The following is a 25,323-nucleotide window of genomic DNA, read 5'->3' as shown; positions in this document are numbered from 1 at the left end:
GTGCGGTTCCGCGCGTCCCGTCCGGGTTCCGGCCGGGTACCCGCCCGGGCGGCGTTCACACGTGGCGGCGTTCAGCCTTCGGGGTGGGCCGGATGCCCCGGCTGGTGGTGTCCGTCCGAGGGTGAACCACTACGCTGAGTGGCCCAGAAGGTACAACCGACGCTGAGGTGAGCCTCGAAGATGCCCGACGCCGTGCAGAAATCGCCGAGTTCGACGCCGGTCGGTGTGGACACCAACCGGGCCAGCATCGCCCGGGTCTACGACGCCGCGCTGAACGGCACGAACAACTACGAGATCGACCGCGAGGTGCTGCGGCAGGTCGCCACCGTCGCGCCCGAGGTGAACGACCTGGCCTGGGCGAACCGGAACTTCCTGATCCGGGCCTGCCGGTTCCTCGCCACCCAGGGCAAGGTCACGCAGTACCTCGACTGCGGCTCCGGCCTGCCGACCGCGGAGAACACCCACCAGGTCGTGCAGCGGCTGCAGCCCGACGCCCGGGTGCTCTACGTCGACAACGACCCGGTGGTGCTCGCGCACGGCCGCGCGCTGCTCGAGGAGAACCCGCAGACCCGGTTCGTCGAGGCGGACATCTTCGACCCCAAGCAGGTGCTGGAGAACACCACCGTGCGGGAGTTTCTGGACTGGGACCAGCCGATCGCGCTGATCCAGAACGGCACCCTGCACCACTACCTCGGCGCCGACTACGCCGACCTGATGGTGTCCTACACCGACGCGCTGGCTTCGGGCTCGTTCGTCGTGGTCGCGCACTTCCTCGACCCGCAGACCCCCGAGCACAGCGAGATCGCGCGGCGGATGGAGGAGAAGTTCACGCACAGCCCGATGGGCAGCGGGGTGTTCCGCACCTGGGACCAGATCGCGACGATGTTCGGCGGCACCCGGCTGGTCGACCCGGGCCTGGTGCTGTGCGAGGACTGGTGGCCCGACGGCCCGCGCTACACCGAGCTGAACCAGGTGCAGGAGTGCATCGCCGGCGGGGTCGGACGCAAGGCCTGAGCCGCCCTCGTCCCGTCAGGTGAAACGGTGGCGGACCTCCTCGCGCGCTGGCTAGGTTCGGGCTGGAGCGGTCCGGGCGACGCCCGCTCGGCTCCTCGCCCGGCCGCCGCGGACGAGGAGGAGCCACCGTGCCATTGCGCTCGGAGCCGTTGCGCAAGCTGGGCTTCCTGACCATCGGGCTGTTCGACGAGGCGGACCCGCGGCGCGGGCACGAGTCGACGCTGGAGATCATCGAGCTGGGGGAGCGGCTCGGGTTCGACAGCGCCTGGCTGCGCCACCGCCACCTCCAGTTCGGCATCTCTTCGCCGGTCGCGGTGCTCGCCGCGGCCAGCCAGCGGACGAGCCGCATCGAGCTGGGCACCGCGGTGATCCCGCTGGGCTGGGAGAACCCGCTGCGGCTGGCCGAAGACCTCGCCACGGTCGACATCCTCTCCGGCGGACGGCTCAACCCGGGCCTGAGCGTCGGCCCGCCGCGGCACTACGACCAGCTCAAGGACGCGCTGTACCCGGACACCGCCGACGCGGAGGACTTCGGCTACGGGCGCGTCGTGCGGTTGCTGGACCACGTGCGCGGCAAGCCGGCCACCGATTTCAGCGGGGTCGAGGGGATCGAGGTGTACTCCGACCACGTCCAGCCGTTTTCGCCCGGGCTCGGCGGCCGGCTGTGGTACGGCGGCGCGAGCCTGCGTTCGGCGCAGTGGGCCGGCGAGCAGGGGATGAACTTCCTGACCAGCAGTGTCGTGCGCGCGGAATCCGGGGACACCGCCGACTTCGCGGAAATCCAGCTTTCGCTCGTGCGCGCCTTCCGCGCCCATCATCCCGAAGGCGGGAACGCGCGGGTTTCTCAGGGACTCGTGGTGATTCCGACCGACAGCGCGACACCCGCGCAGCGCGCGAAATACGAGGCATACGCCGCGCAGCGCACCCCGCGCACCCGCGCGCCGCAGGGGCCGGCGCGGATGCTGTTCGCGCCCGACCTGGTGGGCACGTCGGCGGAGATCGCCGAACGGCTGTACGCGCACGTGGCGTTCCGGGAGATCCACGAGGTCGCCTTCGCGCTGCCGTTCACCTTCGACCACGAGGACTACGTGCAGATCCTCACCGACATCGCGACGAAACTCGGCCCGGCCCTCGGCTGGCGCCCGGCCGGCTGAGCCCGGCCCGAGGGGTCTGTCCGCACGCGAACCAAAAGCCGATTATGTCGGTTTTTCACCGGTCATCCGTTTTCGCTGAATGAAACTCACCTGTAACAGCGTGGCGGTTCCGATTTCCGGGCCGGTGCCCCATGATGACGCGTTGTGATTACGCCAATAACTCGTTCAGGCGCTTGCCTGATGGCCGGGTAAACGGGTATTCGCGCAAATCAATCGGACAAAATTCCCTGAGTTCGGGATCGAGGCGTTTAATGGTTAAACCGGTCCAGACGGCCACTTCGGACGCGTCCTCACCGCGGATGCGCAGATCCGTGGGCTTCTACGGCCTGATGTTCGTTTCGCTCGGCTCGATCATCGGCTCGGGCTGGCTGCTCGGCGCGTTGAAGGCCGCCAAGGTGGCGGGCCCGGCGTCGCTGGTTTCGTGGGTGCTGACGGCCATCATCATGGCCACCCTCGCCCTGGTGCACGCCGAGCTCGGCGCCGCCTACCCGGTCGCGGGCGGCACGGCGCGCTACCCCGCGCTGGCCTACGGCGTGCTCGGCGGGTTCTTCGGCGGCTGGGTGGCCTGGCTGCAGGCGGTCGCGCTGGCGCCCGTCGAGGTCGAGGCGAGCCTGGAGTACCTGGACAACATCGCCTGGGTCAAGGAGCACCTGAACCTGCTGAGCCCCGGCGGCACGCTCACCGCGAGCGGCTTCGGCTGGGCGACGCTGCTGATGGCGATCTTCACGATGATCAACCTGGTCGGCGTCAAGCTGCTGTCGGAGAGCAACGGCGCGACGGTGGTCTGGAAGGTCGCGGTGCCGCTGGTGACCGTGGTGGTCCTGCTGTCCCTTCGGTTCCACCCGGGCAACTTCACCGCCGGCGGCGGCTTCGCCCCGTACGGCGCGCACGGCATCTTCGCCGCGCTGCCGGTCGGGGTGGTGTTCGCGTTGCAGGGCTTCGAACAGGCGGTCCAAGTCGGTGGTGAGGCGAAGGACCCGCAGAAGGACCTGTCCCGCGCGATCATCGTCGCGATGGTCATCGGCACGATCGTGTACCTGCTGCTGGAGGTCGCGTTCATCGGCGCGCTCGACCCGGCGTCGCTGCTGAAGGGCTGGGCCGACCCGATCACGCAGGGCTCGTTCGGTCCTTACGCGACACTCGCGACCCTGGCCGGCGCGGGCTGGCTGTCCTATGTGCTCTACGCGGACGCGTTCGTCTCGCCCGCGGGCACCGGCATGCTGTACCTCGGCACGTCGGCGCGCATCTCCTACGCGATGGGCCGCGAGCGCGCCCTGCCGAAGGGCCTGGCCAAGCTGAACGTGCGCGGCGTGCCAGTGTGGTCGATCGTGCTGTCGTTCGTGGTCGGCGAGATCGCCTTCCTGCCGTTCCCGAGCTGGCAGTCGCTGGTCAGCGTGATCACCTCGGCGACCGCGTTGATGTACGCGTTCGCGCCGGTGTCGATGATCGCGCTGCGCAAGCGCGACCCGGACCGCGCCCGCCCGTACCGCGCGCCGATGCCGAACGTGCTGGCGCCGGCCGGGTTCTGCGCGGCGAACCTGATCATCTACTGGAGCGGCTTCGACGTCACCTGGAAGATCATGATCGCCATCGTGATCGGCTTCGTGCTGTTCCTCGTCGCGCGCGCCACCACGTCGAAGCTGAGCCGTCCGCCGGTGGACTGGAAAGCCGTCACGTGGGTGGCCCCGTGGCTGGCGGGCCTCGTGGTGGTCGGCTGGCTCGGCCGCTACGGCGAATCCGGCAACCTGAACGTGCTGCCGGAGTGGATCGACCTGCTCGTGGTCATCGTGTTCAGCCTCGGCATCTTCTACTGGGCGGTCAGCCTCGCCATGGACAGCACCAAGGTGAAGGCCGCGGTGGAGCGCGAGGCGCTCGAGCTGGCACTGGCGCAGGGGCCGGCCGAGGAGGGTGGCGTCACCTCCCGGTGAGCGTGCCTCGTCGTTAACCTCGGTGGTGCAGTGGCAAGGCACACCGGGAGGAACGCACCATGAAGGCCATCTCCATCACCGCGTACGGCGAGCCCGGGGTCCTCGAGCAGCAGGAGCTGCCCGAGCCGGCCCCGGGCCCCGGCGCGGTGAGCATCACCGTGTCGCACTCGGCCGTCGGGCTGGTCGACGCGATCATCCGCCGCGGCGAGCTGGCCGAGTACGACTACGCGCCGAAGCCGCCGCTGGTTCCCGGGCTCGAGGTGGCGGGCACCGTGCGCGCCGTCGGCCCGGGCGCCGACCGGTTCGCCGTCGGCGACGAGGTGGCGACGCTGACGTTGCCGGGCATGGGCGGATACGCCGAGGTCACCGTGGCGCCGGCCGATCTGGTGGTGCCGCTGGCGGGCACCGGGGTGAGCCGGGAACAGGCCGTGGCCGGGTTCGCGAACACCGTGACGGCCTGCCTTTCCCTCACCGAGGCGGTGCGGCCGCCGTCCGGGGGCGAGGTGCTGGTGCACGGCGCGCTCGGCGGGCTGTCGTCGGTGTACCCCGAGGTCGCGCGGCTGCTCGGCGCGACCGAGGTGGTCGGCACCGTGCGCCGCGCCGGGCAGGTGGACGCGGCGCTCGCGCTGGGCTTCGACCGGGTCGTGCTCGCCAGCGAGATCACCGAAGCGTTGGGGGACAAGCGTTTCGCGGTGATCGTCGACCCGGTGGGCGGCGACCTGCGGCTCGCCTCACTCGGCCTGCTCGCCCCGATGGGCCGGCTGCTCGCGGTCGGCAACGCCGGTGGCCGGCCGGGCGCGGCAATCGACTCGAACGCGGTGTGGGGCGGCAACATCGGCGTCGTCGGGTTCAACGTCGGTGGTTTCCTGGCCGCCGGCACCACGCCGGCCGTGGCCGCGGCGCGGGCGATCCTGCCGCTGTACACCGAGGGGAAGATCAAGCTGCCCGTGACGACGCTGCCGTTCGCCGAGGCGCGGGAGGCCCACCGGCGGATGGACGCCCGCGAGGTCACCGGGCGGCTGGTGCTCACCACGCCCTAGGAGTCGGAGTCATGGAGCGGGAAGAGGAGCTGGGCGAGTTCCTGCGCTCGCGCGCGGCTGGCCGGGGAGAACGTTGACCATGGCAAATAGGCCGGAAGCGAGCCGACCGGTAAGGGCGACGGACCGCGCGAACTGCTTGCTTCCGGCCGGTTTGGCAGCTACTGGAACTGTCGTGCGCTTGGAACGCGGCCGCCGGGCAACTCGTCGGATGAGGTGGTCGACGCCGTGGCGCGGGCACTGCGGCTGAACCCCACGGAGCGGGCGCACATGTTCGCGCTCGCTCGGCCCGGCCCGCTGCCGGCGGACCTGGTCGCGGACCCTTCGGCGGCCGACGGGGGCTTCCGCGCCTGGTGGGGCGAGCACGACGTGCACCAGCACACCTTCGGCGCCAAGGGGTTCCGCCATCCGGTGGCGGGCGAGTTCACCCTGGCGTACGAACTGCGAGGCGTGCTGGACGACGCGGACCAGTTCCTGACGCTCTACGCCGCCGAACCGGGTGCGGACTCCGCGGCCGCGGTGCGGCGGCTCAGCGAAGCGTCCTTTGTGGACAGCTGAGCGGGCACGGGGGCGAACGGCGCCGCAGGGCATGGCGGACTCCAGTCGAAGTCGGCCCCTGGGCGGGTGGCGGCGCCACGCAGAGGGAGAGGTGCAACGGTTGCCGAATATCGCCCGCCGGCGCCGGGTTTGTCAAGGCTTGACAGGTCGGGTCCGGTGGTATGAACCTTTCTACCGAACGTCCCCCGCCGTTTGTCGCCTCGCTCCGGCCCGGCGGTGAAGGGGGCGAGCCGGACGTTGCCGTCCCCTGACCGGCGGCGAGTCCGTCCCACTTTCCCGGCCAGGGAGGAACCATGCCCACGAACGCTCTGCCGCGGCGTGCCCGCGGCGGCCCCGGTACCCGGCTGGCGACGCTGGCGGCGGCACTCGCCGTCGGCGCGCTCGGCTTCGCCGTGCCCGCGGCGCAGGCGGCGGACACCCCTGCGCCGCAAGGAAAATCCGCGGTGGCGGAGCCGAACACCGGCGAGCCGCCCGACTCGTTCTGGGGCGACACCGGCAGCATCCCGGCGGCGCAGAACGTGCTGATGGTCAAGGTGCTCAACCAAACCAACGGCAAGTACCCGGACGACCAGGTGTTCTGGAGCTTCGGCGGCCAGACCCACTCGATCGCCGAGCAGCCCTACATCGACATGCCCGCCAACTCGGCCGGCCGGATGTACTTCTACCTCGGCGCCCCGAACAGCCAGTACGCCGACTTCATCGAGTTCACCGTCGGCCCGGACGTGTTCAACGGCAACACCACCCGGGTGGACGCGTTCGGCCTGAAGCTGGCCATGCGGCTGCACGCGCACGACGGCTACGACACGCAGGTGGGCGACGACTACCAGACCTTCCAGGAGGACCGCTCGGCGACGTTCGCCAAATTCCAGGCGGAGGTGCCGGCCGAGTTCAAGGGGCTGGCCACGGTGGACGCGCCGTACCGGATCCCGGCGCCGGGCAGCTCGCCGGACTTCCGCGACGGCGGCCAGTACGCGAACTACTTCACCGCCTACGCCCAGTCGGTCGGGGTGAACGAGCCGACGTCGAACGTCACCGGCTGCGCCGGCTCGCTGGCCCAGAACGCGGCCCTGTGCGCGGCGCTGAACCGGCACACCGCGCAGCTGCCCGAGGCCCAGCAGCAGGACCCGGCGAACTTCTACCAGGCCGCCCCGGCGAACTACTACGCGAAGTTCTGGCACGACCACGGGATCAACAAGCTCGCGTACGGCTTCCCGTACGACGACGTGGCGGGCCAGTCCTCGTTCGTCTCGCACGGTGACCCGCAATGGCTGGAGGTCGCCGTCGGCTGGTGACGGCTGGGAGGTGGGATGGTGGCTCCTCGGTTGAGGGGCCGCCATTTCCTCGGCGTAGGTTTCGGCCAGCGCTCCCGCGACGCGTTCGGGGGTGGGTTTCCGTTGATTGGCAAGGGTCCTTGTGGGAGCCGAAGTAGCGTGGTCCAGTTCTCCAGCGTCGGCGGGCGGGCCGCGTTCCCGTTCGTGGGCGTCGAGCCGGGCGGTTTCCGTGCCGACGCCGCCTAGGACGGCAGGGGAACGAGCGGGTCCTCCGGCCCGTAGCCGGTGAGGCGGAGGGTGCGGGCACCGGTGGCCGCCAGGCGCGCGGCGTCGGCCAGCAGCCGATCGAGATCGTCGACGCCGACGTGGAGGAACCGGCCGGCGAGGGGGTCCAGTTCGCCGGCGGCCAGCCGCACCAGCGCGGCGGTGATCCGCTCCACCGGGGTCCAATCGGTGCGGCCCTCGCACACCGACATGCCGAGGGTCAGGTCGGTGCGGACCATGCCGGGGCTGAGGTCGAACACCAGTATTCCGTGCTGGCGCAAGGGTTCCGCGACCATCCCGGACAAGCCCAGCAACGCCAGCTTCGACGCGCTGTACGCGGAGTAGCGCGGGTCGTGCCGCACGGCCAGGACGGAGTTGATGGTGACCACCCGGCCGCCACCCCGGTCGATCATGCCGGGCAGCACGGCGCGGCACAGGTTGACGGTGCCCCGCACGTTCGTCTCGTAGGTGTCCCACCACTGGCCGGGTTCGGCCTCCCAGAGCGGGACCTCGTGCCGGTCGACCGCGCCCGCGTTGTTCACCAGCAGGTCGACCGGACCGGCGGCGTCGACCGCGGCGCGCACCTGCGCGGGATCGGTGACGTCGGCTTGCAGCTCCACCACGGGCACGCCGAACCGGGCGCACGCACGGGCGGTCCGCGCCAGCGGCTCCGGCCGCCGCCCCAGCAACGCGACCGAAAGGCCCGCCTCGGCGAGCGCGCGGGCGATGGCGCTGCCGATGCCTCCACCCGCTCCGGTGATCAGCGCGCGCCCGCCGGTCACGGCGCGCCGACCGGCTGGACGATGCCCGCGTCGGAGGCCTCGCGCAGGATCGCCTCCCGGTCGCGCCAGTGCGCCCAGAACGCCCCGGTGTACCCGAGCACGGTGAGGCTGGTGAGGAACGGGTTGTCCGCGTAGTTGTTGTCGTGCTCGCTCGAGCCCGACACCGTCGGCAGCATGACGCGGTAGTGGTCGGCCGGATCGATCAGGCTCCACAGCAGGTCGACCGAGCGGTACCAGCGGCCGGTCGGGTCGGTGACGGTGCCCGGGTCCTCGGTGAGCTCCGGCGAGAAGTAGCACACCAGGCGGAACTCGCCGCGCTCGTCGAACATGAACTGCCGCTCGTACTCCACCGGCCCGTCGCACAGGGACAGCGGCTTCAGCACGATCGGACCGGTCGCCGTGTTCGACTGCAGCCCGGGCAGCGTGCGCACCCCGGCGCACTGCTCGGCCATGGAGATGCCCATCGGCGTGTACGGGAACAGCCGCAGCCCCAAGGAGAACGCGGCGACCGTCGCGTCGAGGGCCATGAACGCGTCGACGCACTCGCGGATGGTCTGCTCGGTCTCCCCGGGCATGCCGAGCAGGGACTCGACCATGGTCAGCATCCCGTTGGCGTGGCACAGCCGGACCAGGTTCTCGGTGTCGGCGAAGGTGTAGTAACTGGTGCCCTTCTCCGTGGTCTTCCAGCCCTGCAGCAGATCCGGGCGGACGTGGTCGGTGCCGACGTTGACCCCGCCGCAGCCGGCTTCGGCGAGCAGCCCGGCCAGTTCGGCGTCGAACGGCGCCGGCTGGCAGTACACCCACAGCCGCAGCTGGTGCAGCGGGCTGAAGCGGCTCGAGTGCTTGCGGCGGACGATCTCGCGCAGCACGTTCTTGCTGTGCGCCACCGAAAGGTTGAACTCGCTGTCGGTGGTGTGCTGGTCGAAGATGCCGTGCGCGGCCAGCGACTGCATCTCGTCGACGACGGCCGCCGCGTCGCGCCGGGCGAACCGCACGCCCTTGGCGTCGGGCTCGACGCAGTGCGCGCAGCGGTAGGTGCAGCCGTTCTTGGTGAGGATGCCCGCCATGCCGCCGCGGCGGTAGTACTCGAGATTGTCCACCCGGAACGGCGTCCCGGTCCGGCGGATGTAGGTGCCGGCCTGGTCCACCTGCCACACCCGGTCCTCGTTGTACCCGGTGCCCGGCAGTGGCTGGGCCTGGGGCCGGGCGGTGAGCACCAGCGGCGGCACGCGGGTGACGCCGCCGGGCGTGGCGCGGACCAGCCCGGGGACGGTGCTCGCGGAGCGGCCGGTGACCAGCGCGTCGGCCAGGTCGACGAGGATCTCCTCGCCGGGGCCCTTCACGCCGAAGTCGATGCCGAAGTAGTCGACGAGCGCGAACGGCATGGTGGAGAAGCCGATGCCGCCGCCGACGATCGGCGCGGCCGTCAGCCGCTGGATCTCGGTGATGATCTCCTTGTGCTCGCCCACGAACGGCCGCTGCTCGAACGCGTAGACCGTGTCGGTGTTGCGGATGGTGACCCCGACGAGCAGCGGGGCCCGGCTCGTGAAGTAGGCGCGGAGGTAGGACTCCCAGTCGTCCCGGTGGAACGTCAGGTCGAGCACCTCGACCGAGAAGTCGGCCCGCTCCAGCGCGGTGGTGAGCACGTCGAGCGCGTAGGGCGCGATCGGGGGGTGCACCTTGTTCGGGTTGACCAGGGTGATCAGGCCTCTGCTCATCGGGACTCCTCGCCGTGGTCGGTCGCGGCGCCGACGGTCACCGCCGCGAGTGCTTGTTCCGGGGCCCGGCCCGACCGCCCGAACAACAGGTAGTACCGGCCGAGCTCGTGCAGCTGCCCGAGTCCGGTCAGTCCCCGGTCCCAGCAGGCGGTCTCCAGATCGGCGCACTGCCAGCGCGCGGAGAAGAACTGCTCGACCAGATCCGTCCGGACGTGCTCGACCTGGAACTCCGGGTGCCGCTGCCGGCGGGCGTCGTTCATCGCCCCCGCGGTGGCGGCGCACTTCCTCGCCAGCCGCAGCAGTGGCTCCGCGGAGGAGACCAGGTCCGGCAGCGTGTGGGTGGTCCGCACACCCGGTTCGGTGCGGAACGACCGCACGAGCGCCGTGAGCACCAGCTCGCGGCCGGATGTCGTGGCCAATTCCTCGTCGGTCAGCCACTCGCGCATACCGGGGCTGGGCTCGTCCTCTTCGCCGATCAGCCCGGCCGCCCGGGCCGCAGCGAGCGCGCCGTCGGCGTCGCCGCCGATGCGGGCGAGGGCGGTGTACCGGTTCAGCCGGGGGTAGGCCGGCAGGAACAGCTGCAGGAAGCCGAGCGCGAGGTGATCGCTGGTCCGGCGGTCACCGGCCGGCACGGGGGTGTGCTCCCATCGCCAGTCGGCGAGGTACACCGTGTCCAAAGTGGACGGCCGTTCGCCCGCGGACGCTGGTGGCACGGGGTTGTCGAGCACCCAGCGCAGGGCCAGCTCGGCGTCCAGCAGTTTGACGTCGGCGTCCTGCGGGTGGTCGGCGAGGTACGCGCGGACCCGGGCGGCGGCGTCGGCGAGGGGAGTGTGCCCGGTGATCCGCCACAGCGTCCGCCAGCTGCGCCGCGCGAACGGCAGCGCGGCGACCTCCGCGAGCAACGCGTCCCGCTCGGCGGCGGTGATCGCGGTGCCGGTGGCGCGCTCCAGGCCGTAGCGCAGGGCGACCAGCGCGTCGGAGAGCTGGCGGTAGCCGTCCTCCTCGGTCAGGTGCGAAACCGCGACCTCGTCGTCGGCGGTCACGGTGCCCTCGGCGTACCAGCGGAACACCTGGCCGAGACCGATCATGCCGAAGCGGTGCAGTTCGGCCGCGCGCAGCGCACCCATGCTGCTGGTCCCGGCCACCCGGACCCCGGAGTGGATCAGGTGCAGGATCTCCTTGTGCCGCACGGCGGGTGCCTGGAGGAAGAACCCGTCCACGAGCAGCACCGTGTCCCCGCCGCAGGCCGGCAGCCGCAGCAGGTCACCGTGTTGCACCGGCGGGTGCACCTCGGCGCCGGGCAGCAGGCCGGTGATCCGCTCGGGGGTGACGGTCGGCCCGGCGAAGACGTGCACGGTCATGGCGGTTCAACTCCTGTTCGGCTGGACCGGGCGGGGACACTCGTCGCCCGCGCCGAACCGCAATCCGGGCGCGACGACCCGGACCACGGCCAGCGGTTCGTCCACAGTGGTCAGCGGCACGGCCAGCACCGGCTGGCCGGTCCGGGCGCCGACGAGCCGGGCGCACCGGACCAGCTCCTCGTCCATCGAGTCGCATTCGACCCGGTCGACGCGCTCGAGCGCGCGGGCCCAGCTGCCGGTCCGGTCCGCGGGCGTCTCGGGCTGCTCGGCGTCCCATCGGTGCGAGCGGTACAGCGAGCCGTGCACGTCGTCGCGGGTGCCGTTGATGACGGTGAGCCGGCTCTGGGCCGCCTCCGTGATGGCCCGCGACAGCGCGACGGCCGGGTCGGTGTGGCAGCCGGAGCCGGAGTAGATCGACGGGTCCTCCGGGGACCAGAGATAGGCGACGTAACAAGGGAAGTGCGGGTCGCGGGTGTTGTCGACCAGCTCCAGCCAGGCACCGGCGTCCGCGATGCGCGCGATCAGGTCGGCGCACCCGGGATCGTCGACGGTCTCCGGCGCGATGTGGTCGCGGACCGTGGTGGGACGGTCGATCAGGTCGGCGGTGGCGTCCCGCTCGACCAGCTCGAACAAGGCGTGGAGCGTGGCCTCTTCGATGCAGTTGCCACTGGCCAGGCCGTTGCTCGACACCCGCAGCAGTGGCGGTGACCAGGCCGGCGACGCGAGGGAGGAGATCCCGACGCAGGGCCGCGGCACCAGCGTCGTCCGCGGCTCCCCGATGACCCCGGCGGGCAGCCATTCCAACGGGGTGCGGTCCGTCACCAGGCTGCGGGCGGCACGCTGGAGGCCGGTGAAGTCGTACGGCAGCGCGAGCTCGGCCGCGTTCGCGGTGACCGGTTCGCCGGCGGCCGGCAGGTTCTCCGCGTACCAGAGTTCGATCGCCTCCATGCACGCGGAGACCTTCGCCGCCGTGTCGGTCGCGCCCTTGCCCTGGCTCACGCTCAGCGTGCTGGCCAGCGGGCGGACCGCGACCCACGTGGGGATGCCGAGCACGTCGAGGCCGGTGACGTCGGCGACCCGGCTGATCCCGCAGCGGTCGAACAGCCCGGTCGCCAGCGCCCAGGTCTGCTCCGGGGCGCGGGTGCGGTGGGTGCCGGTGAAGTACCGCTTCACCGCCTCCTGCTGCGCGGTGACCATCAGACCTTCGCCTCGTCGGCGGCCGCGTCCGGTGCCGGGAAGTCGGGCACGCCTGCGGATTCGGTGAGCACGGGCCGGCCGTCGGCCTCGAAGGTGAAGCGCTGCGAGCGGAACATGTCGTCGGAGCGCCAGTGCCGCACGAGGTTCGCGCGCACCGCGAAGATCGCCATCCCGGAGGCTCGTGACGTGACCAGATCGTAGGTGTTCACGACCCCGCCGGCGTACTTCGTGTCGAACAGCGCGCCGATCTCCGCGAGTTCCCCCGGGGCGGTGACCTCGGCCGCGTCGCCGTCCAGGACCACCACTTCCTGCGCGTTGCCCAGGTGCACGGTCGCCTTCGGCTGGTGGCGCAGGTTCGCCACCTTCACGCTGAAGCCGACGGTGGAGAACACCACGGCGCCGCGCCACCACACGGCCCAGACCGGGACGGCGTGCGGCCGGCCGTCCGGGCGCACGGTGCAGACCCAGTAGTCGGCGGCTTCGGCCAGCTTGGCCCGGACGGGGGCCCAGGCGGTTTCGGCGGTCACGGTGTCCTCCTCGGGTGGAACGGTCGTGCGGTCTCGAGCACGTATTCGGCGACGTGCCCGCCGGCCGTGGCGGCCGGCGGATCGGGCAGGGGCTCGGTGAACGTCAGCGTCTCGCCGGGAGCGGTGCCCCGGTGCGGCCGGCCGAGCGGCTGGGACAGGTCGACGTACGCCGGCTTGCGCACCGCGCCGCCGGTCCGGGCCCGGGCCGCCTGCACGTGGTGGTCGGAAGCGAGGCCGCGCAGCACATCCCACGGTTCCGGCAGGGTCGTGCCGCGGACGAACGAGCGCCGCGGGACCCCGGTGCGCTCGGCCCACCGCCGCCAGCTCAGCACGTCGTCTTCCGCGGGCAGCTCGGCGTCGGGGACCTTCCAGGTCTGCCGGCACAGCACGAGTTCGCCCAGGGTCAGCCGAGGGTAGTGGCGGATTCCGGGGCGAGTGGCCGCGGCGTCGACGAGGTCCCAGAGCGCGAGCGTGCTGCCTGGGGACGGGCCGAGCCGGCTCAGCCAGCGGAACAGGGTCGGCGCGATGCTCGGCAGGGTCGCGTTGTGCGGCACCGGAAGCAGCGTCCGGCCGGGGAAGTCGGTACTGCTCGCGAGCAACCGGCCTGCTTCCACGCGCAGCGTGATGGTGGACAGGTCGACGCGCGTCGCGGGCTCGCACTCCAGAGCGCTGCCGGGGTAGGCCAGCGCCGCGGGCAGCAGCGGCGGGTGCTCGTTCGCGGTGGCCCCGAACCGGGCCGCGATGTCCACCGGCACGACGTCCGGTGGCGTGGCGGCCGCGATCTCCTCGCGAAGCCGGGTCAGTTCGGCCTCGTCGAGGGTGCCGGCGATGCGGGCCGCGAACCGGCCGAAACCGACGCTGATCCCGTTGAGCACCAGCAGTTCGCCGGCCCACTGCACGGGCCAGGCCACGTTGGTCCACTCGGCCACCGCGCCGGGCAGCGCGCCGGCGAGTTCGGCCAGCCAGTCGCCGTCGCAGGCGACGGTGCCCGCGCCGTTCGCGCCGGCGGCGAGCTTCGCCAGCCCGGCGGTCAGTTCGGACCGCAGGCCGAGCACCTCGGCCAGCACCGGTTCGGTGGACTCGGCGACCAACCGGTCCGCGGACTCCCGGCCGCTCTCCACAAACCAGCGGAACGCCGTCAGCAGCGGCACCGGGGCTTCGCCGAACCGGTCCCGGAAACAGACGGCGGCGGCGAGCTGAAAAGGAAGTTCGGCGCCGAGCAGTGGCGCGATCGCCTGGACCCGCGCCAGGTCGGCCAGCATCCGGCGGGTCGGCCGCGGCCCGCCGGACGCCCCGACGCCGACCAGGTCCTCGGTGAGCAGCAGGCGATCCGTGCCGTCATCCTGCAAGCCGCACGCCGCGGCCAGCCGCCGGACGCCGGTGCCGGCCGCGTCCGCCCGGTCGCGCGCGTGTGCCGCGGTCACGAGCGCGGCCGGATGGGCCTCGATCTCTTGCAGGGCAAGCAAGGCGTCGCGGATTTCGCGGGCGGCTCCGGTCCCGGCGCCGACGGCTTCGGCGGCGGTCGCGAGCGTCCGGCGCCCCCAGCCGGGCAGGCTGGGCCCGGCCTCGATCAGCCCGCAGTCGATCAGCTGCCGCAGGACCGGCGGGACGGCGCCGTCCGGGGAGAGGCCGGCGAGCGGCGTCGGGGTGCGCAGCCGGAGCAGCATCGCGGCCAGCCCGTCCGGGCAGCCGGCGCTGCGCACGCCGCCGCCGGCCAGCCAGCTCACGCGGCCGTCGGCGGGGGTCGCGCTGGGGTTCGTCGTGAGCAGCACCCGGTCGCCGGGCAGGGCGGCCGGGCCCGAGGCGCGGACCCAGCGGCGGACCCAGTCCACGGTGCGCCGGTCGACCCGGACGTGACCGCGGGGCGGCCGGTCCGCGGCCCCCGGCAGCAGCACGGTGGAATCGGTGAGACGGGCGAACGGGCTCGGTTTGGTCGCGGCGCGCTGCACCAGCCGCAGCAGGGTGAGGGTCCGCCGCCGGGTCCGCGCCGGCGTCGTGCCCAGCCCGTCCCGCGCCGCCGCCACCAGGCCGGGCACGGACATCTCCACGGAGGCGGCGACGTCGGGGTCGGCGAGCGCCGAGCGCAGGGCCGCGGGCGTCGCCGCGGTCAGCTCGGCGGCGTGCCGGTCGACCGCTTCGGCGCACCGGTCGCGCTCGGCGACGGCGAGCCGGTAGGCCGCGACACCGTCGACCGGCGGGGTGTCGGACAGCGGCCGGGCGTTGAAGGCGTTCCGCTTGGCGCGCAACAGCAGCCGGCGCTCGTCCGCGCTCGCCGCGGGCACCAGCTCGGCGATCCGGTCCGCGAGCACGCCGCCGAGCAGTCGGCAGCGGTCGGCCGCTTCGTCGAACTTCTGGGCGGCGAGCCAGAGTTCGGCGCTGCCCAGGCCGGCCAGCACGGCCGGAGCGGCGACGCGGCAGCGCCGGCGGATCACCACCGGGCTGAGCCGGAGTGCGCCGGGTTCGGTCAGCTGCGCCACGTCACCCCCATCGGCAGGGCGCTCAGCCCGCGGTGCAGGAAGTGCGGTGTCCACTGTGGATCGCCGGCGAGCGCCGCCGCGGACCAGCGCCGGGCGGCGGTGGTGAGCAGCACGGTGCCCTCCAGCCGGGCGACGTGCGCGCCGAGGCAGACGTGCCGGCCCTCGCCGAAGCTGACCCCGGCGAGCGGGCCGGGGGAGCGGCCGGTGGCCAGCAGCTCGTGGTTGGCGGCGCCGAGCATGACCCGGACCCGGTCGCCCTCGGCGATCAGCTCGCCCTCGACCCGCACGTCGGCCAGCGCGACCCGGGCGGTGAAGGTCAGCGGCGACTCGCCGAGCAGCACCTGGTCGACCTCGTGCCCCGGGGCGGTGCCGCCGTCGGCGAGCCGGGCGAGCAACCCGTCCTGCGTGGCCAGCTTCAGCAGCAGCGCGCTGAGCATGTTGCGTGAGGTGTCGTGACCGGCGAGGTAGAGGCTGAAAACCGTGGCCACGGTTTCGATCCGGCTCAGCACGCCCTCGCCGGCCGTGGTCGCCAGCACCGAGCCGGCCGGCAGCCGGTCCGGCGCGGCCAGCCAGCCGTCGACGAGCCCGGTGAGGTCGTCGAGCGCGGCGACCGAGCTGCGCACGGCGTCCTGCTCGGCGGCACCGGTGGCGAGGCCACCGCCGGTGCTGATCACCCGGCACAGCGCCGAGACCTGGGCGCGCGCCTCGGCCGGCACGCCGACCAGGTCGCCGACCACCGAGACCGGCAGCCGGGAGCTGATCGCGGCGACGCCGTCGAATTCGGCCGCCGCGCCCAGCTCGTCGAGCAGGGTGTGCAGCTCCGCCACGATGCGGGTCTCCCGCTCCCTGATCGAGCGCGGGGTGAACGCCGGGCCCAGCGCGCGGCGCAACCGGTCGTGATGGGCGCCTTCGGCCTCCAGCAGCAGGCTGCGCACGAACTCGCCGTGCTCGCCGCCCTCACCCCAGTTGCTGTCCGCACCCGGGCCGGGCATGCGGAACCGCTTGTCCCGCAACACGGTCCGGGCCGCGGCGTAGCCGACGACCAGCCAGGTCCGGCCCGGCTCGCTCCACTGCACCGGCCCGCGCCGGAGCAGTTGCTCGTACAGTGCGGCCGGGCGGCGCAGCAGGGTCGCCGTGACACGCTCGCGTGCGGCGGCGTCCGTGGTCACAGCAGCACCTTGCCGCGCTCGCTGTACGCGGCCGCCTCGCCGGCGGTGATCGTGACGCGGTGGGGCACCACGGGATGTGGCAGCGCACCACACGCCGCACGGACCCGGTCTTCGGTGGTCTCACCGACCACCTTGACCACGATCCGGTCGGCCGGGCCGTCCCGGTCGACCGACACGGCGGCGTCGAGCACCCCGGGCAGCGCGCGCACCGCGGCGGCGACCGAGTTCGGGTAGACGCTCACACCGTCCACTTTGATCAGGTCGTCACTGCGGCCGTCGAGGAAGTAGCCGGTTCCCGCGGCGTCGAGGTGGGCGAGGTCGCCGGTGCTGACGGCGCCGTCGGCGTCGCGGAGGAGCCGTCCGTCGCTCGCCGCGAGCCGGGTGTCCGGGCCCTGGGTCCAGAGCGTGCCCACCCCGTCGCCGCCGAGGTCGGCCAGCCACACCGGTTTGCCCGGCAGCGGGCTGCCGACGTGGCCGTCCTCGCGAACCTCGCGGCCGACGGTGAGCAGGCCGGTCTCGGTCGAGCCGAGCATGGACAGGAACGAGCAGCCGGTGAACCCGGAGCTGATCCGCTCGGCCCGGGCCGCGGTCAGCCCGCCGCCCGCGGGCACGACGGACAGACTGCGGTAGTCGCCGCCGCCCGCCGCCCGGCCGCCGAGCGCGGCCAGCACCGGGGCGGCGAGGCAGATGCCCGGCCGGCCGTCGAGCGCCCCCGCCGCCAGGTCCCAGCGGTGCGGGGCGAACAGCACGAGGTCGCGGGCGAGCAGGACGGCGGGAATGACGGTCATGTAGAACGCGGCGGCGAAGTCCAGTGCCGAGCACGCGGCGAAGACCTCGGCGCCGGCGTATTCCGGCATTCCGCCGGTGTACAGGCGCACGGCCTCGGGAAGCGCCGCGGGATCGCCGAACAGCAGCCGCGGCTCACCGGTCGTGCCGGAGGTCGCCGTGGCGTAAGTCGGTCCCCGCACCGGATCCGGTGGCACACAGGACGCCGCCGCGGGCCAGAGCGTCTCGTCGAGCGCCGGCCCCGCGCCCCACCGCCCCGGGTCGCCGAGGACCCAGCGGGGCGCGGGGTCGGCCAGGCCGACGGCGAGCAGGCCGATCACCGAACGCACCGAGCCGTCCGAGGGGACGACCCAGCCGTGCGGGGCCGGCGGCAGGTCCGCGGCCAGGACGCGCGCCTGCGCCAGCAGTTCCGGCCAGCCGTAGCGGCCGTGCTCGGTGAGCAGCCCGGCCCGGCTGGCCGCCAGTGCCTCGGCGGCGCCACTCAGCCATGGTTGAGGTTCGCCCATGTCACCCACTCCCGGATGGTGTGCGGAGAATCGGTCGGCTCGGGCGGCGGGCACCCGAACTCGGTCAGCACCGTCGCGGCCACGACCCGCTCGACCGAGCTGAGCGGCCGGTCGAGGTCGTGTTCGGCGAGCGCGTCGGTGAGCGCTGCTTCGAGGCCGGCGGGGGGGACGGCCCAGCTCACCGGCAGCTTGCGCGGCATGTCGAAACGCAGGTGCCGGACCCGTTCGACGTCGGTGCCGGTGACCGCGCAGCCGGGCACGATCCGGTGCAGCGCGGCGAACAGCTCCTGCGCCTGGTGCCGGGCCAGCCGCGCGCCCAGGCACCGGTAGGCGCCCCAGCCGAAGGACAGCACGGCGCGGCCGGCGACGGCGTCGCCCGCGTGGCCGAGCCGGTTCGCCTCGGCCACCCGCACCGAGATCACCTGGCCCGCTTCGAACCGGAAGCCGTCCAGCTCGACCGGCTCCCGGACCATGCGCTCCAGGGTCTTCAGCGGCGGCTCGGCCCGCAGCGCCTCGTCGATCAGCTCGTCGCGCCGCGCGGGGTCGGCGAGTGCGCCCGGGGCGGTGAGCAACCGGGCGGCCGTGTTGCCGAGCATGCCGGCCACGGTCTCCAGCGAGGCCTGGACGAGCATCACCGCGTTGGCCTCGAAGTCCACTTCGGACAGATCGCCGATCTCGCCGCTGCGCCACGCGCCGAGCACGGATCCGGCCGGGGCGTCCGCCTTGGCCGCCTGGATGGCGTCGCGAATGGACACCAGCGCCTCGTGCCCCTCCCGCACCGCCTGGGCCGGGTCGGGCAGCCGGGACGCGTAGGCGACCAGCGCGAGCCGCTGGCTGGTCTTGTGCAGCCGGCTGAACTCGGCCGGCGCCACGCCCACCAGGTGCGCGCCGACGTCGATGGCGTAGCGGAACGCGACCTCGGTCATGAACTCGCAGCCGCCGTTTCCGGCCAGCCGGGTGATGATCCGCTCGGCCAGCCCCCGCATCGCCGGCACCTGCGCGGCGACCGCGTCGGCGGTGAAGAACCGGCCGAACGCCTTGCGCAGCTCGGCGTGGCGCTGCGGCGCGGCCTGCAGCATGATCCGCTCGGCGAACCCGGTCAGCTCGGCGGCCAGCGGGCGCACCCCGGCCGGCAGGCGGCCGGACAGCGCGGCCATCACCGGGCCGGACTCGACCACGCCGAGCCGGTCGTCGCCGAGCAGCCGGACCGCGATCGACCGGTCCGTGACCGTCCAGCCGAGGCCGCCGGGCAGCGCGGCCACTCCCGGCGGCGGGGCCTGCTCAAGGGAACGGGTGGGGCTCATGCCGGACCTCCCTGATCGATGCCGGTGCCGGGCCGATCCCGTTGCGCACCCGGAACTCCCGGAGCGCGGCGGCGCCGGGCAGCCGGCGGTGCAGGTGCCCGAAGGTCATCGGCGCGGTGCCCGGCACCACCGCCTTGACGCAGCGCAGGCCGAGCCGGTACAGCTCCGTGGTGGTGTGGTCGACCACGATCACCTCGCGGCCCGCGCGTTCCCCGGCCGCCAGCATGGCCGCGAGGTCGGCCGCGATGTCTCCTTGCGGGACCAGCGTTCCGGGGGCCGCACCGACGGGCACCGGCTTGGTTTCCTGATCGAGCAGGAAGGCGAACCGGTCGCGGGCCTGCGGGAGGGCCGCGACCAGCGCGTGGTCGGTCATGTGCCGGACCAGCTCGGGCCGTTCGAACGCGCGGATCAGCTCGGCGCGGTCCCGCGCGCGGTAGTTGACCGAGATCGCCGGGGCCGCGGCGGCCATCTCCTGCGCCGCGCCCAGCAGCGCGCCGGAGACGGTCAGCGCGCAGCCCGCCGTGCTCAGCGTCGCCGGCTCGGCCGGATCGTCCGAAGTGGACACCAGGACGACCACCGGCACGCCGAACTCGCCCAGCGCGCGGAACGCCCGCACCGCCCGGCCGGTGTGGTGGCGCAGCAGGCGGATCGCCGCGGCCGTCCGCTCGTCCGGCAGGCCGGTGAGGTCGAGCTCGGGCAACGGCGTGCCGGAGTACCACGCGCACAGGAACGCGTCCCGCTCGGCGACCTCCAGCAGCCCGGCGAGCAGCGCCTCCTCGACGCCCGCGCCGAGCGCGCAGCCGTTGGAGTTCTCGTAGACGAACGCCGGGCCGGTGTCGGTCCGCTGACTGGCGCCGTAGTAGGCGATGTGGAACGGCAGCAGTGTTTCCCTTCCGGTGCGCACCGAGTACGCGAAGGCCCAGCCGGTCGGGGTCTCAGGGGTGAACGGGGTGTATTCGAATCCCTCGGTGCGGTACGCCGCTTCCTCGTGCAGGCCGAGGTCACGCGGGTCGACTGCGTGCTCGAGGTCCGCGAAGGCGGCCGTGCACACCGGGTCGCGGCCGCCGTTGTGCCAGCCGGCGTACCGTTCGAGCCCCTCCAGCACCGCGCTGGTGCGGGCGGTCGCGTAGTCGTCGGCGCGGCCGATGGCGATTTCCGCGAATCCCCACGCGGTCGGCACGTCCGCCTGCACCGAGGGCAGCGCGGCGTTGCCGGCCAGCGCGGGCGCGGTGGCCAGGCCGGACCACGGGTCCAGGTACTCCTCCTCCAGCCGCTCCCCGAACGCCGTCGCGTCGAAGCGCCTCGTCCGGCCGACGCCCAGCGCCGGGATCGGGCGGTCGAGTTCCGGACGGGGCGGGGGAATGGGGCCGCTGGTCGTGACGCAGTGCGCCGATCGGCAGAGCGTGTGCGGAACGACCGGGTGCCAGTCGCCACCGGCCCCGCTGCTGTCGACCACGTAGGCCGCGCCGCTGCTGCGGGGGCGTTCGCCCGCGGCCAGCCGGTCGATTTCGGCGGCCAGCACCGCGGCCAGCAGGTGCGGGCCGGCCGGTGGCCACCAGTTGGCGTCCGGCCGTCCGGACAACCGGTGCAGTCCGGCGCCGGCCGCGGCTCCCGCCGGCCGGTCGATCGCGTGCACCCGCAACGCGAGGCAGCGCGGGCAGCCGGCGACCCCGGGTTCGACGAGCGGGCCCAGCGTGAGCCGGCCGCGCACGCCGTGGACCGGCAGGAACGGCGCGCCGGCGACCGGCGAGTCCGGGAGTTCGGCGTCCCAGCGGAGGTCGACGAGGACGCCGAGCCGATCGGCGGGCAGCTCCGCCGCTTCACCGGTCACCACTGCCCGCGGACCGGCGTACCGGCTCAGCAGCCGGAGCACCCCGGCGTCCGGCGCGGTCACCACCGCCGTCACAGCGCGACTCCGGCCAGGTGCCCGGAAACCAGCGCCGGCAGGACAACCGGACGCGGGGACAGCCCGAGCGCCGAGCAGATCCGGTCCGGATCGGCCGCAGCGCGCCCGGCCGCGGGAACCGGCGCGGTCTCCTCGTCGCCGAGTTGCGTGGCACCGAGAACCGAGAGCAGGGCCCGTTCCTCCGCGTGCTCGGCGTCCAGTCCGGCGAGCGGCCGGTGCCCGCCGACGGTCGCGCGCCACAGCCCGGACGGATGCGACTCGACCGTCACCGCCGGCACCTCCCCGGCAAGGCTGGCCAGCCGGGCCCGAGCATGGCGTTCCGGAGCGGGCTCGGCCGGAGCCCAGCCTTCGGCCAGGTGGGTTTCGGCGTGGCGCACCAGCGCCCGGCCCAGCGCTTCGGCCGGGTCGAGGCCGACCTCGACCGGCGTGCCGGGGGCGATGCCTTGGCCGGACACGGTTTCGCGCACCGCCAGCAGCACGGCTTCGTGCCGGGCCGCGGCCATGGTCTCGGCGACGATCAGCGGTCCGTCGCCCGGCGCGGCCGGTTCGGTCCGGCCGAGCGGGTTGGCCTGCAGCCGGACGACGGCGAGCGGCAGCTGCCGGTACTGCTTGGGGGAGCAGCTCACCAGGGGCCCGAAGCACCGGGCCCCGAACACCACGTCCGGGAACTTCCCTTGGCGCGCTTCGGGTTCCGGGTCGTCGCGGTGGACGTCGGCGGCCGGGCAGCCCGGGTCCGGGTCGATCGCGGTCCGCCAGATGCTCAGCCGGGTCAGGTCGACCACCACACCCTCGGCCAGCCGGTCGGCCCGGCCGGTGGCGACGTGCTGGAACAGCTCCTGGCCGAGGACCGCGCCGGCCACCGAGACCTGGGTGTGCCCGAGCCCTTCGGACGGCGGCAGCGCCACCACGGCGTGCACCAGCCGGCGCCAGGCGCAGCGTACGCAGGCGGTGCCGGAGCCGGGCCGCTGTCCCTTGAGCAGCATGGCCTGGCCGCGGACCAGGCCGAGCCACGCGCCGGTCCCCGCGGCGGCCGCGCGATCAGCCAGCGCGAAGCCCAGGTCTTCCTCGCCGGTCGCGAAGACGCCGACCACCAAGCGATCCTCCGCGTCGGAGGTCGTGGTGAACCGGACCGGGGTGCCGTGCGCCGCGTACTCTTCGGCCAGCTCAGCCAAGTCCTCGTCGGGCTCGCAGCCGAGCAGCGCGATGTCGGCGAACCCGGTCTCGGCCAGCGTGGCGGCGAGCAGGTTCGCGCGGCGCGCGGTCCCGGCGACGGCCACGGGAGTGCGCCGGACCCGCGCCAGCGCGGCCTGCGCGTCCGGGGTGAAGTGCCGCAGGAACTCCATCTGCTGCGGGAAGGCCCCGGCCAGCACCGGATCCTCGGAGTCCGGCTCCCGCCGCAGCACCTGGCGCGATTCCAGCGCGCCGATCAGCTTGCGCACGTAGCCGACCTGCTCCGGGCGCAGCGACGCGTAGAGCCGGTCCGGCTCCACGCCCTGGTCCAGCAGCGGGGCGAGCTGCTGCACCCAGGCGGCCGCGTTGGCGCCGCGCAGGGTGAAGGAGCCCGCCGTGGTGCGGATCCACACGCCGTCGCGAACCGGCATGTAGTAGGTGTCGGCGCGAAGCCGCAGCAGTGTCTCGGTCATGCCCTGTCCCCTGTCACACCGGCGGCCGGGTTCAACCCGCTTTCCAGGTAGAGCGCCCGGCGGTAGCGCCCGATCCCGATCACCAGCAGGGCGGTGAGCCCGCGCTCGGCCAGGCCGAGCGGCCCGTCGAGGTCCTTGCTGACGAACCCGAGCACCGGGTGCGCCGAGCAGCCGTCCCGGGCCACGGCGACCGCCAGCCGTTGCGCGAGCACCCCGGCGAGCAGGTGCTGCCCCCGGTAGCCGACCGGCCCGTTCGGCCCGTGCTGCGGATCGGCCGTGCCGACCAGCACCGCGATCAGGGGTGCCTGGCCGAAGTTCATGTACGAGCCGAACAGGCTTTCCTGCACCAGCCCGCCGAACGCGCCGGTGGCCAGCTCGGCCAGGCGGCCGCCGGGCAGCGGGAAGTAGGCGCCTGGCGCGAGGCCGGTCACGGAGCCGGCCAGCAGCAGGCAGCGCGGGTGGGCGAGGCCGTCCCCCGCGCCCGGGACGTCGCAGTCCAGCGGAGCGGCCACCTGCGCCATCCACCGGGCGACTTCGCGCGCGGCCACGGGTTCGCTGCGGAACTGCTCGCCGAGCGCGGTGCGCGAGAGCGCGTCGCCGACCGTGGCCGGCTCGTCGGCGACCTCGGGCAGCGCCGTGTCGCCGATCGCCAGGTCGCCGACGGGGATCGGCGGCAGGTCCAGCGGCGCGCCCGGCCGGGCGGCGAGCAGGCAGGCGGCGTGCATGCGGCGGGCGCCCGCGGCGGGATCGACCCGGCCGCGGCCACGCCAGGCCCGCGTTCCGACGCGGGCCGCGGTCCGGTCGATGGCTTCGTCGGCGCCCGGGCCGATGTCGAGCACGACCGGTGCCGCCTCGTCACCGCCGTCGAGTCCGAGCTGGGCCAGCAACTCCGGTTCGTCGACGGCGAACGAGACCCGGCAGCGCAGGCCCCACTGCCGGGCGGCCACGGCGAACTGGCCGACGACCGCGCCGGTGTCCATCGCGGCCAGCCGGTAGGAGAAGTCGCCGTACTTGAAGTGGTTCTTCCACAGCGGCACGGTCAGCGTCAGGCGCAGGCCGCCGTCGGCGCGCCCGGCCCCCGAGGGCGGCGGGCCCTCGGCTAGCCGGACCAGCGCGTGCCGGGTCGCGTCGTAGTGGTAGACGCCGGCGGGAACTTCGGCGTCGCCGGCGGAGACGCCCAGGTAGCACTCGGCCGGGAAAGTCACGCCGCCGGACGGGACCGTGCGCCGCAGCTGGTAATGCGGGTCGCGGTGCACCGGCGTGGGTTCCTCGGGACTGCTCTTCGCGATGCCCTCCGGATACCAGCGCACCCCGGTCAGCCCGTACCCCGCGTGCAGCAGGGCGCCGAGCCACTCCGCCGTCCCGCGGCCGAAAACGCGCGCGGCGGCGGCCCCGTCGCCCCGGATCAGCTTGCGCGGCACCGGGGGCAGGTCGATCCGCGGCAGCTCGTCGTACCAGCGGAACGGGCTCGGCACGTTCTGCCAGTCGATCTGCCAGTTCGCCGGGTAGATCTCCGCGAAGGTGCCCCGCAGCCGGCGGACGAAGCCGTCGACGCCCGCAGCGTCCAGCGGTGCCGTACCGGACGCCGTCGCGGCGGCGAAGGGCGTGGTCGTCATCCGGCGACCTCGGCCTCGGGCCGCACGGAGCGGATCAGCTCGGCCGCGTCGAGGTCGTACTCCTCCTCGAAGGACCGCGCCACCAGGTAGAACAGCGAGTACCGGTCGGCCAGCTGGAAGCCCAGCCGGAACAGGTGCCAGTTCACGTACGCCTGGGCCAGCCGCGAGGCCAGGAAGCGCCGGTCCTCGCGGATCATGCCCTGGTAGTACTGGTTGTCGGCGATGGCCCGGTGGATGCCGGCCACGGGCGGCTCGGGCAGGTCGGCCAGCCAGGGCACCTTCGGCCGCCGGTACAGCCCGTCCGGTGACGCGGTGAGCTTGGCCAGCTCGTTGGTTTTCGGGGTGGCGTAGAGGAAAAACCGGCCCTCGTCGAAGCCCTGCTGGATGGCGGGCAGGTAACCGCGCAGCGTGCTCACCCACCGGGCGGCCAGCGGCGGCAGGTCGGCCAGCTCGCCGTCCGGGTCGTGCATGCCGTCGACCAGGGAGCGCAGCCTCGGCCGCAGCTTGTCCCGGTTGGCCTCGTAGCGCTTCGCGTGCCGGGCCCGGGTGGCCTCCGGGTCGCGGATCAGCAGCAGGTAGCCCTCGAAGGTGGCCAGGTAGGAGAGGTACCCGGCCTTGAAGCCGTGTTTGCCGACGCTGGGCGGCAGCCGGCTGGCCAGCAGCGCGCCGCTGCACACCAGGAGGTCGAAGGTCATGGCCATGCGCAGCGCGCGGTCCCCGCGGGTCAGCCGGAGCGCCTCGAGCGCGAGCGGGGTGGTCTCGGCCCAGAACGACTCCGCCAGGCCGACCCCGGCCGGGCCGCCGAGCCAGTCGTGCTCCCGGTTGTAGGGCCGGTGGTCGAACAGGTCCTCCCGGGCCGCCGCGCCGACGCTCTCGCTGATCCGGGCGGACAGCCGCCGGGACACCGAGGGGCTGTCGGAGTCGATGCGCAGCCGCAGGTACGGGCGGCCCTCGAAGCTTTCCCGGAGGTAGAACCAGCTCCGGGTCTCGCCGACCTCGACCGAGTGGTCCAGGGTCGGGGCCGCGACGTCGAGCAGGATGTCCTCCTGCACCGACCACGGCACGTTCACGGTCAGGTCTCCACGGTTGTCGGTGGGCATGCTCG

Annotated in this window: 19 protein-coding genes; 6 read left to right on the top strand and 13 right to left on the bottom strand. The window is 73.5% G+C overall.

Annotated elements, in window-relative coordinates:
- Positions 1–180 precede the first annotated feature (180 nt).
- From BMY97_RS07560 to BMY97_RS07535, 6 genes are all read left to right on the top strand, one after another.
- A complete protein-coding gene (locus BMY97_RS07560) occupies positions 181–1,014 on the top strand; it encodes an SAM-dependent methyltransferase (RefSeq protein WP_091614411.1) in 834 nt (277 codons plus the stop codon).
- Positions 1,015–1,142: 128 nt separating this feature from the next.
- The gene (locus BMY97_RS07555; RefSeq protein ID WP_091614408.1) at positions 1,143–2,168 is read left to right on the top strand and encodes an LLM class flavin-dependent oxidoreductase; all 1,026 of its coding nucleotides are present in this window, start codon (positions 1,143–1,145) and stop codon (positions 2,166–2,168) included.
- A 299-nt stretch (positions 2,169–2,467) separates the two neighbouring features.
- Positions 2,468–4,096, top strand: coding sequence for an APC family permease (locus tag BMY97_RS07550; protein ID WP_245787194.1), 1,629 nt, complete (start codon positions 2,468–2,470; stop codon positions 4,094–4,096).
- Between the two features lie 59 nt (positions 4,097–4,155).
- Complete coding sequence (locus BMY97_RS07545; protein ID WP_091614405.1) at positions 4,156–5,136, top strand: quinone oxidoreductase family protein; 981 nt, start codon at positions 4,156–4,158, stop codon at positions 5,134–5,136.
- 225 nt (positions 5,137–5,361) lie between these two features.
- Positions 5,362–5,691 (top strand): MmyB family transcriptional regulator, encoded by a 330-nt coding sequence (locus tag BMY97_RS07540; RefSeq protein ID WP_143086147.1) that lies wholly within the window; start codon positions 5,362–5,364, stop codon positions 5,689–5,691.
- 293 nt (positions 5,692–5,984) lie between these two features.
- Complete coding sequence (locus BMY97_RS07535; RefSeq protein WP_091614400.1) at positions 5,985–6,983, top strand: glycoside hydrolase family 64 protein; 999 nt, start codon at positions 5,985–5,987, stop codon at positions 6,981–6,983.
- A 221-nt stretch (positions 6,984–7,204) separates the two neighbouring features.
- Here the strand turns inward: BMY97_RS07535 and BMY97_RS07530 are convergent, their stop codons facing one another.
- The 13 genes from BMY97_RS07530 to BMY97_RS07470 are packed head-to-tail and all read right to left on the bottom strand — an operon-like array spanning position 7,205 to position 25,318.
- Positions 7,205–8,008, bottom strand: coding sequence for an SDR family NAD(P)-dependent oxidoreductase (locus BMY97_RS07530; protein ID WP_091614398.1), 804 nt, complete (start codon positions 8,006–8,008; stop codon positions 7,205–7,207).
- Complete coding sequence (gene tsrT, locus BMY97_RS07525; protein WP_091614395.1) at positions 8,005–9,726, bottom strand: tryptophan 2-C-methyltransferase; 1,722 nt, start codon at positions 9,724–9,726, stop codon at positions 8,005–8,007. Before tsrT ends, BMY97_RS07530 begins: the two co-directional genes overlap by 4 nt.
- On the bottom strand, positions 9,723–11,087 hold the full coding sequence (locus BMY97_RS07520; RefSeq protein WP_091614392.1) for a TfuA-like protein: 1,365 nt from the start codon (positions 11,085–11,087) through the stop codon (positions 9,723–9,725). Before BMY97_RS07520 ends, tsrT begins: the two co-directional genes overlap by 4 nt.
- A 6-nt stretch (positions 11,088–11,093) precedes the next feature.
- Positions 11,094–12,284, bottom strand: a complete 1,191-nt coding sequence (locus BMY97_RS07515) for a YcaO-like family protein (RefSeq protein WP_091614389.1) — start codon at positions 12,282–12,284, stop codon at positions 11,094–11,096.
- Positions 12,284–12,811 (bottom strand): pyridoxamine 5'-phosphate oxidase family protein, encoded by a 528-nt coding sequence (locus BMY97_RS46900; RefSeq protein WP_177231223.1) that lies wholly within the window; start codon positions 12,809–12,811, stop codon positions 12,284–12,286. Before BMY97_RS46900 ends, BMY97_RS07515 begins: the two co-directional genes overlap by 1 nt.
- A complete protein-coding gene (locus BMY97_RS46895) occupies positions 12,808–15,288 on the bottom strand; it encodes a lantibiotic dehydratase (RefSeq protein WP_091614387.1) in 2,481 nt (826 codons plus the stop codon). Before BMY97_RS46895 ends, BMY97_RS46900 begins: the two co-directional genes overlap by 4 nt.
- On the bottom strand, positions 15,276–16,457 hold the full coding sequence (locus BMY97_RS07500; protein WP_091614385.1) for a cytochrome P450 family protein: 1,182 nt from the start codon (positions 16,455–16,457) through the stop codon (positions 15,276–15,278). The genes BMY97_RS46895 and BMY97_RS07500 overlap by 13 nt, the downstream gene beginning before the upstream one ends.
- The gene (locus BMY97_RS07495; RefSeq protein WP_091614382.1) at positions 16,454–17,749 is read right to left on the bottom strand and encodes an AMP-binding protein; all 1,296 of its coding nucleotides are present in this window, start codon (positions 17,747–17,749) and stop codon (positions 16,454–16,456) included. Before BMY97_RS07495 ends, BMY97_RS07500 begins: the two co-directional genes overlap by 4 nt.
- Positions 17,725–19,053: a cytochrome P450 gene (locus BMY97_RS07490; protein ID WP_143086145.1), complete on the bottom strand. Its 1,329-nt coding sequence runs from the start codon at positions 19,051–19,053 to the stop codon at positions 17,725–17,727. Before BMY97_RS07490 ends, BMY97_RS07495 begins: the two co-directional genes overlap by 25 nt.
- Entirely contained in the window at positions 19,031–20,959 is a 1,929-nt protein-coding gene (locus BMY97_RS07485; protein ID WP_177231222.1) for a TOMM precursor leader peptide-binding protein, read from the bottom strand. Before BMY97_RS07485 ends, BMY97_RS07490 begins: the two co-directional genes overlap by 23 nt.
- Positions 20,956–22,602, bottom strand: coding sequence for a hypothetical protein (locus tag BMY97_RS07480; RefSeq protein ID WP_091614375.1), 1,647 nt, complete (start codon positions 22,600–22,602; stop codon positions 20,956–20,958). Before BMY97_RS07480 ends, BMY97_RS07485 begins: the two co-directional genes overlap by 4 nt.
- Positions 22,599–24,218 carry a nitroreductase family protein gene (locus BMY97_RS07475; protein WP_091614372.1) on the bottom strand — a complete coding sequence of 540 codons (1,620 nt, stop codon included), beginning with the start codon at positions 24,216–24,218 and terminating at the stop codon, positions 22,599–22,601. The genes BMY97_RS07480 and BMY97_RS07475 overlap by 4 nt, the downstream gene beginning before the upstream one ends.
- Positions 24,215–25,318 (bottom strand): lantibiotic dehydratase C-terminal domain-containing protein, encoded by a 1,104-nt coding sequence (locus BMY97_RS07470; RefSeq protein ID WP_177231221.1) that lies wholly within the window; start codon positions 25,316–25,318, stop codon positions 24,215–24,217. Before BMY97_RS07470 ends, BMY97_RS07475 begins: the two co-directional genes overlap by 4 nt.
- Between the last annotated feature and the right edge of the window lie 5 nt (positions 25,319–25,323).

The organism is Amycolatopsis saalfeldensis (assembly GCF_900110575.1).
GTDB lineage: Bacteria > Actinomycetota > Actinomycetes > Mycobacteriales > Pseudonocardiaceae > Amycolatopsis > Amycolatopsis saalfeldensis.
The sequence above is the reverse complement of the archived record's forward strand: the minus strand, read 5'-3'. Positions and strand labels throughout refer to the sequence as shown.

Bases quoted from the DNA above. Each gene is read 5' to 3' on its own strand.
- BMY97_RS07480 (WP_091614375.1), bottom strand. From the start codon at position 22,602: ATGACCGAGACACTGCTGCGGCTTCGCGCCGACACCTACTACATGCCG.
- BMY97_RS07560 (WP_091614411.1), top strand. From the start codon at position 181: ATGCCCGACGCCGTGCAGAAATCGCCGAGTTCGACGCCGGTCGGTGTG.
- BMY97_RS07475 (WP_091614372.1), bottom strand. From the start codon at position 24,218: ATGACGACCACGCCCTTCGCCGCCGCGACGGCGTCCGGTACGGCACCG.
- tsrT (WP_091614395.1), bottom strand. From the start codon at position 9,726: ATGAGCAGAGGCCTGATCACCCTGGTCAACCCGAACAAGGTGCACCCC.
- BMY97_RS07545 (WP_091614405.1), top strand. From the start codon at position 4,156: ATGAAGGCCATCTCCATCACCGCGTACGGCGAGCCCGGGGTCCTCGAG.
- BMY97_RS07515 (WP_091614389.1), bottom strand. From the start codon at position 12,284: ATGGTCACCGCGCAGCAGGAGGCGGTGAAGCGGTACTTCACCGGCACC.
- BMY97_RS07520 (WP_091614392.1), bottom strand. From the start codon at position 11,087: ATGACCGTGCACGTCTTCGCCGGGCCGACCGTCACCCCCGAGCGGATC.
- BMY97_RS07490 (WP_143086145.1), bottom strand. From the start codon at position 19,053: ATGAGCCCCACCCGTTCCCTTGAGCAGGCCCCGCCGCCGGGAGTGGCC.
- BMY97_RS07550 (WP_245787194.1), top strand. From the start codon at position 2,468: ATGCGCAGATCCGTGGGCTTCTACGGCCTGATGTTCGTTTCGCTCGGC.
- BMY97_RS07495 (WP_091614382.1), bottom strand. From the start codon at position 17,749: ATGGGCGAACCTCAACCATGGCTGAGTGGCGCCGCCGAGGCACTGGCG.
- BMY97_RS07535 (WP_091614400.1), top strand. From the start codon at position 5,985: ATGCCCACGAACGCTCTGCCGCGGCGTGCCCGCGGCGGCCCCGGTACC.
- BMY97_RS07470 (WP_177231221.1), bottom strand. From the start codon at position 25,318: ATGCCCACCGACAACCGTGGAGACCTGACCGTGAACGTGCCGTGGTCG.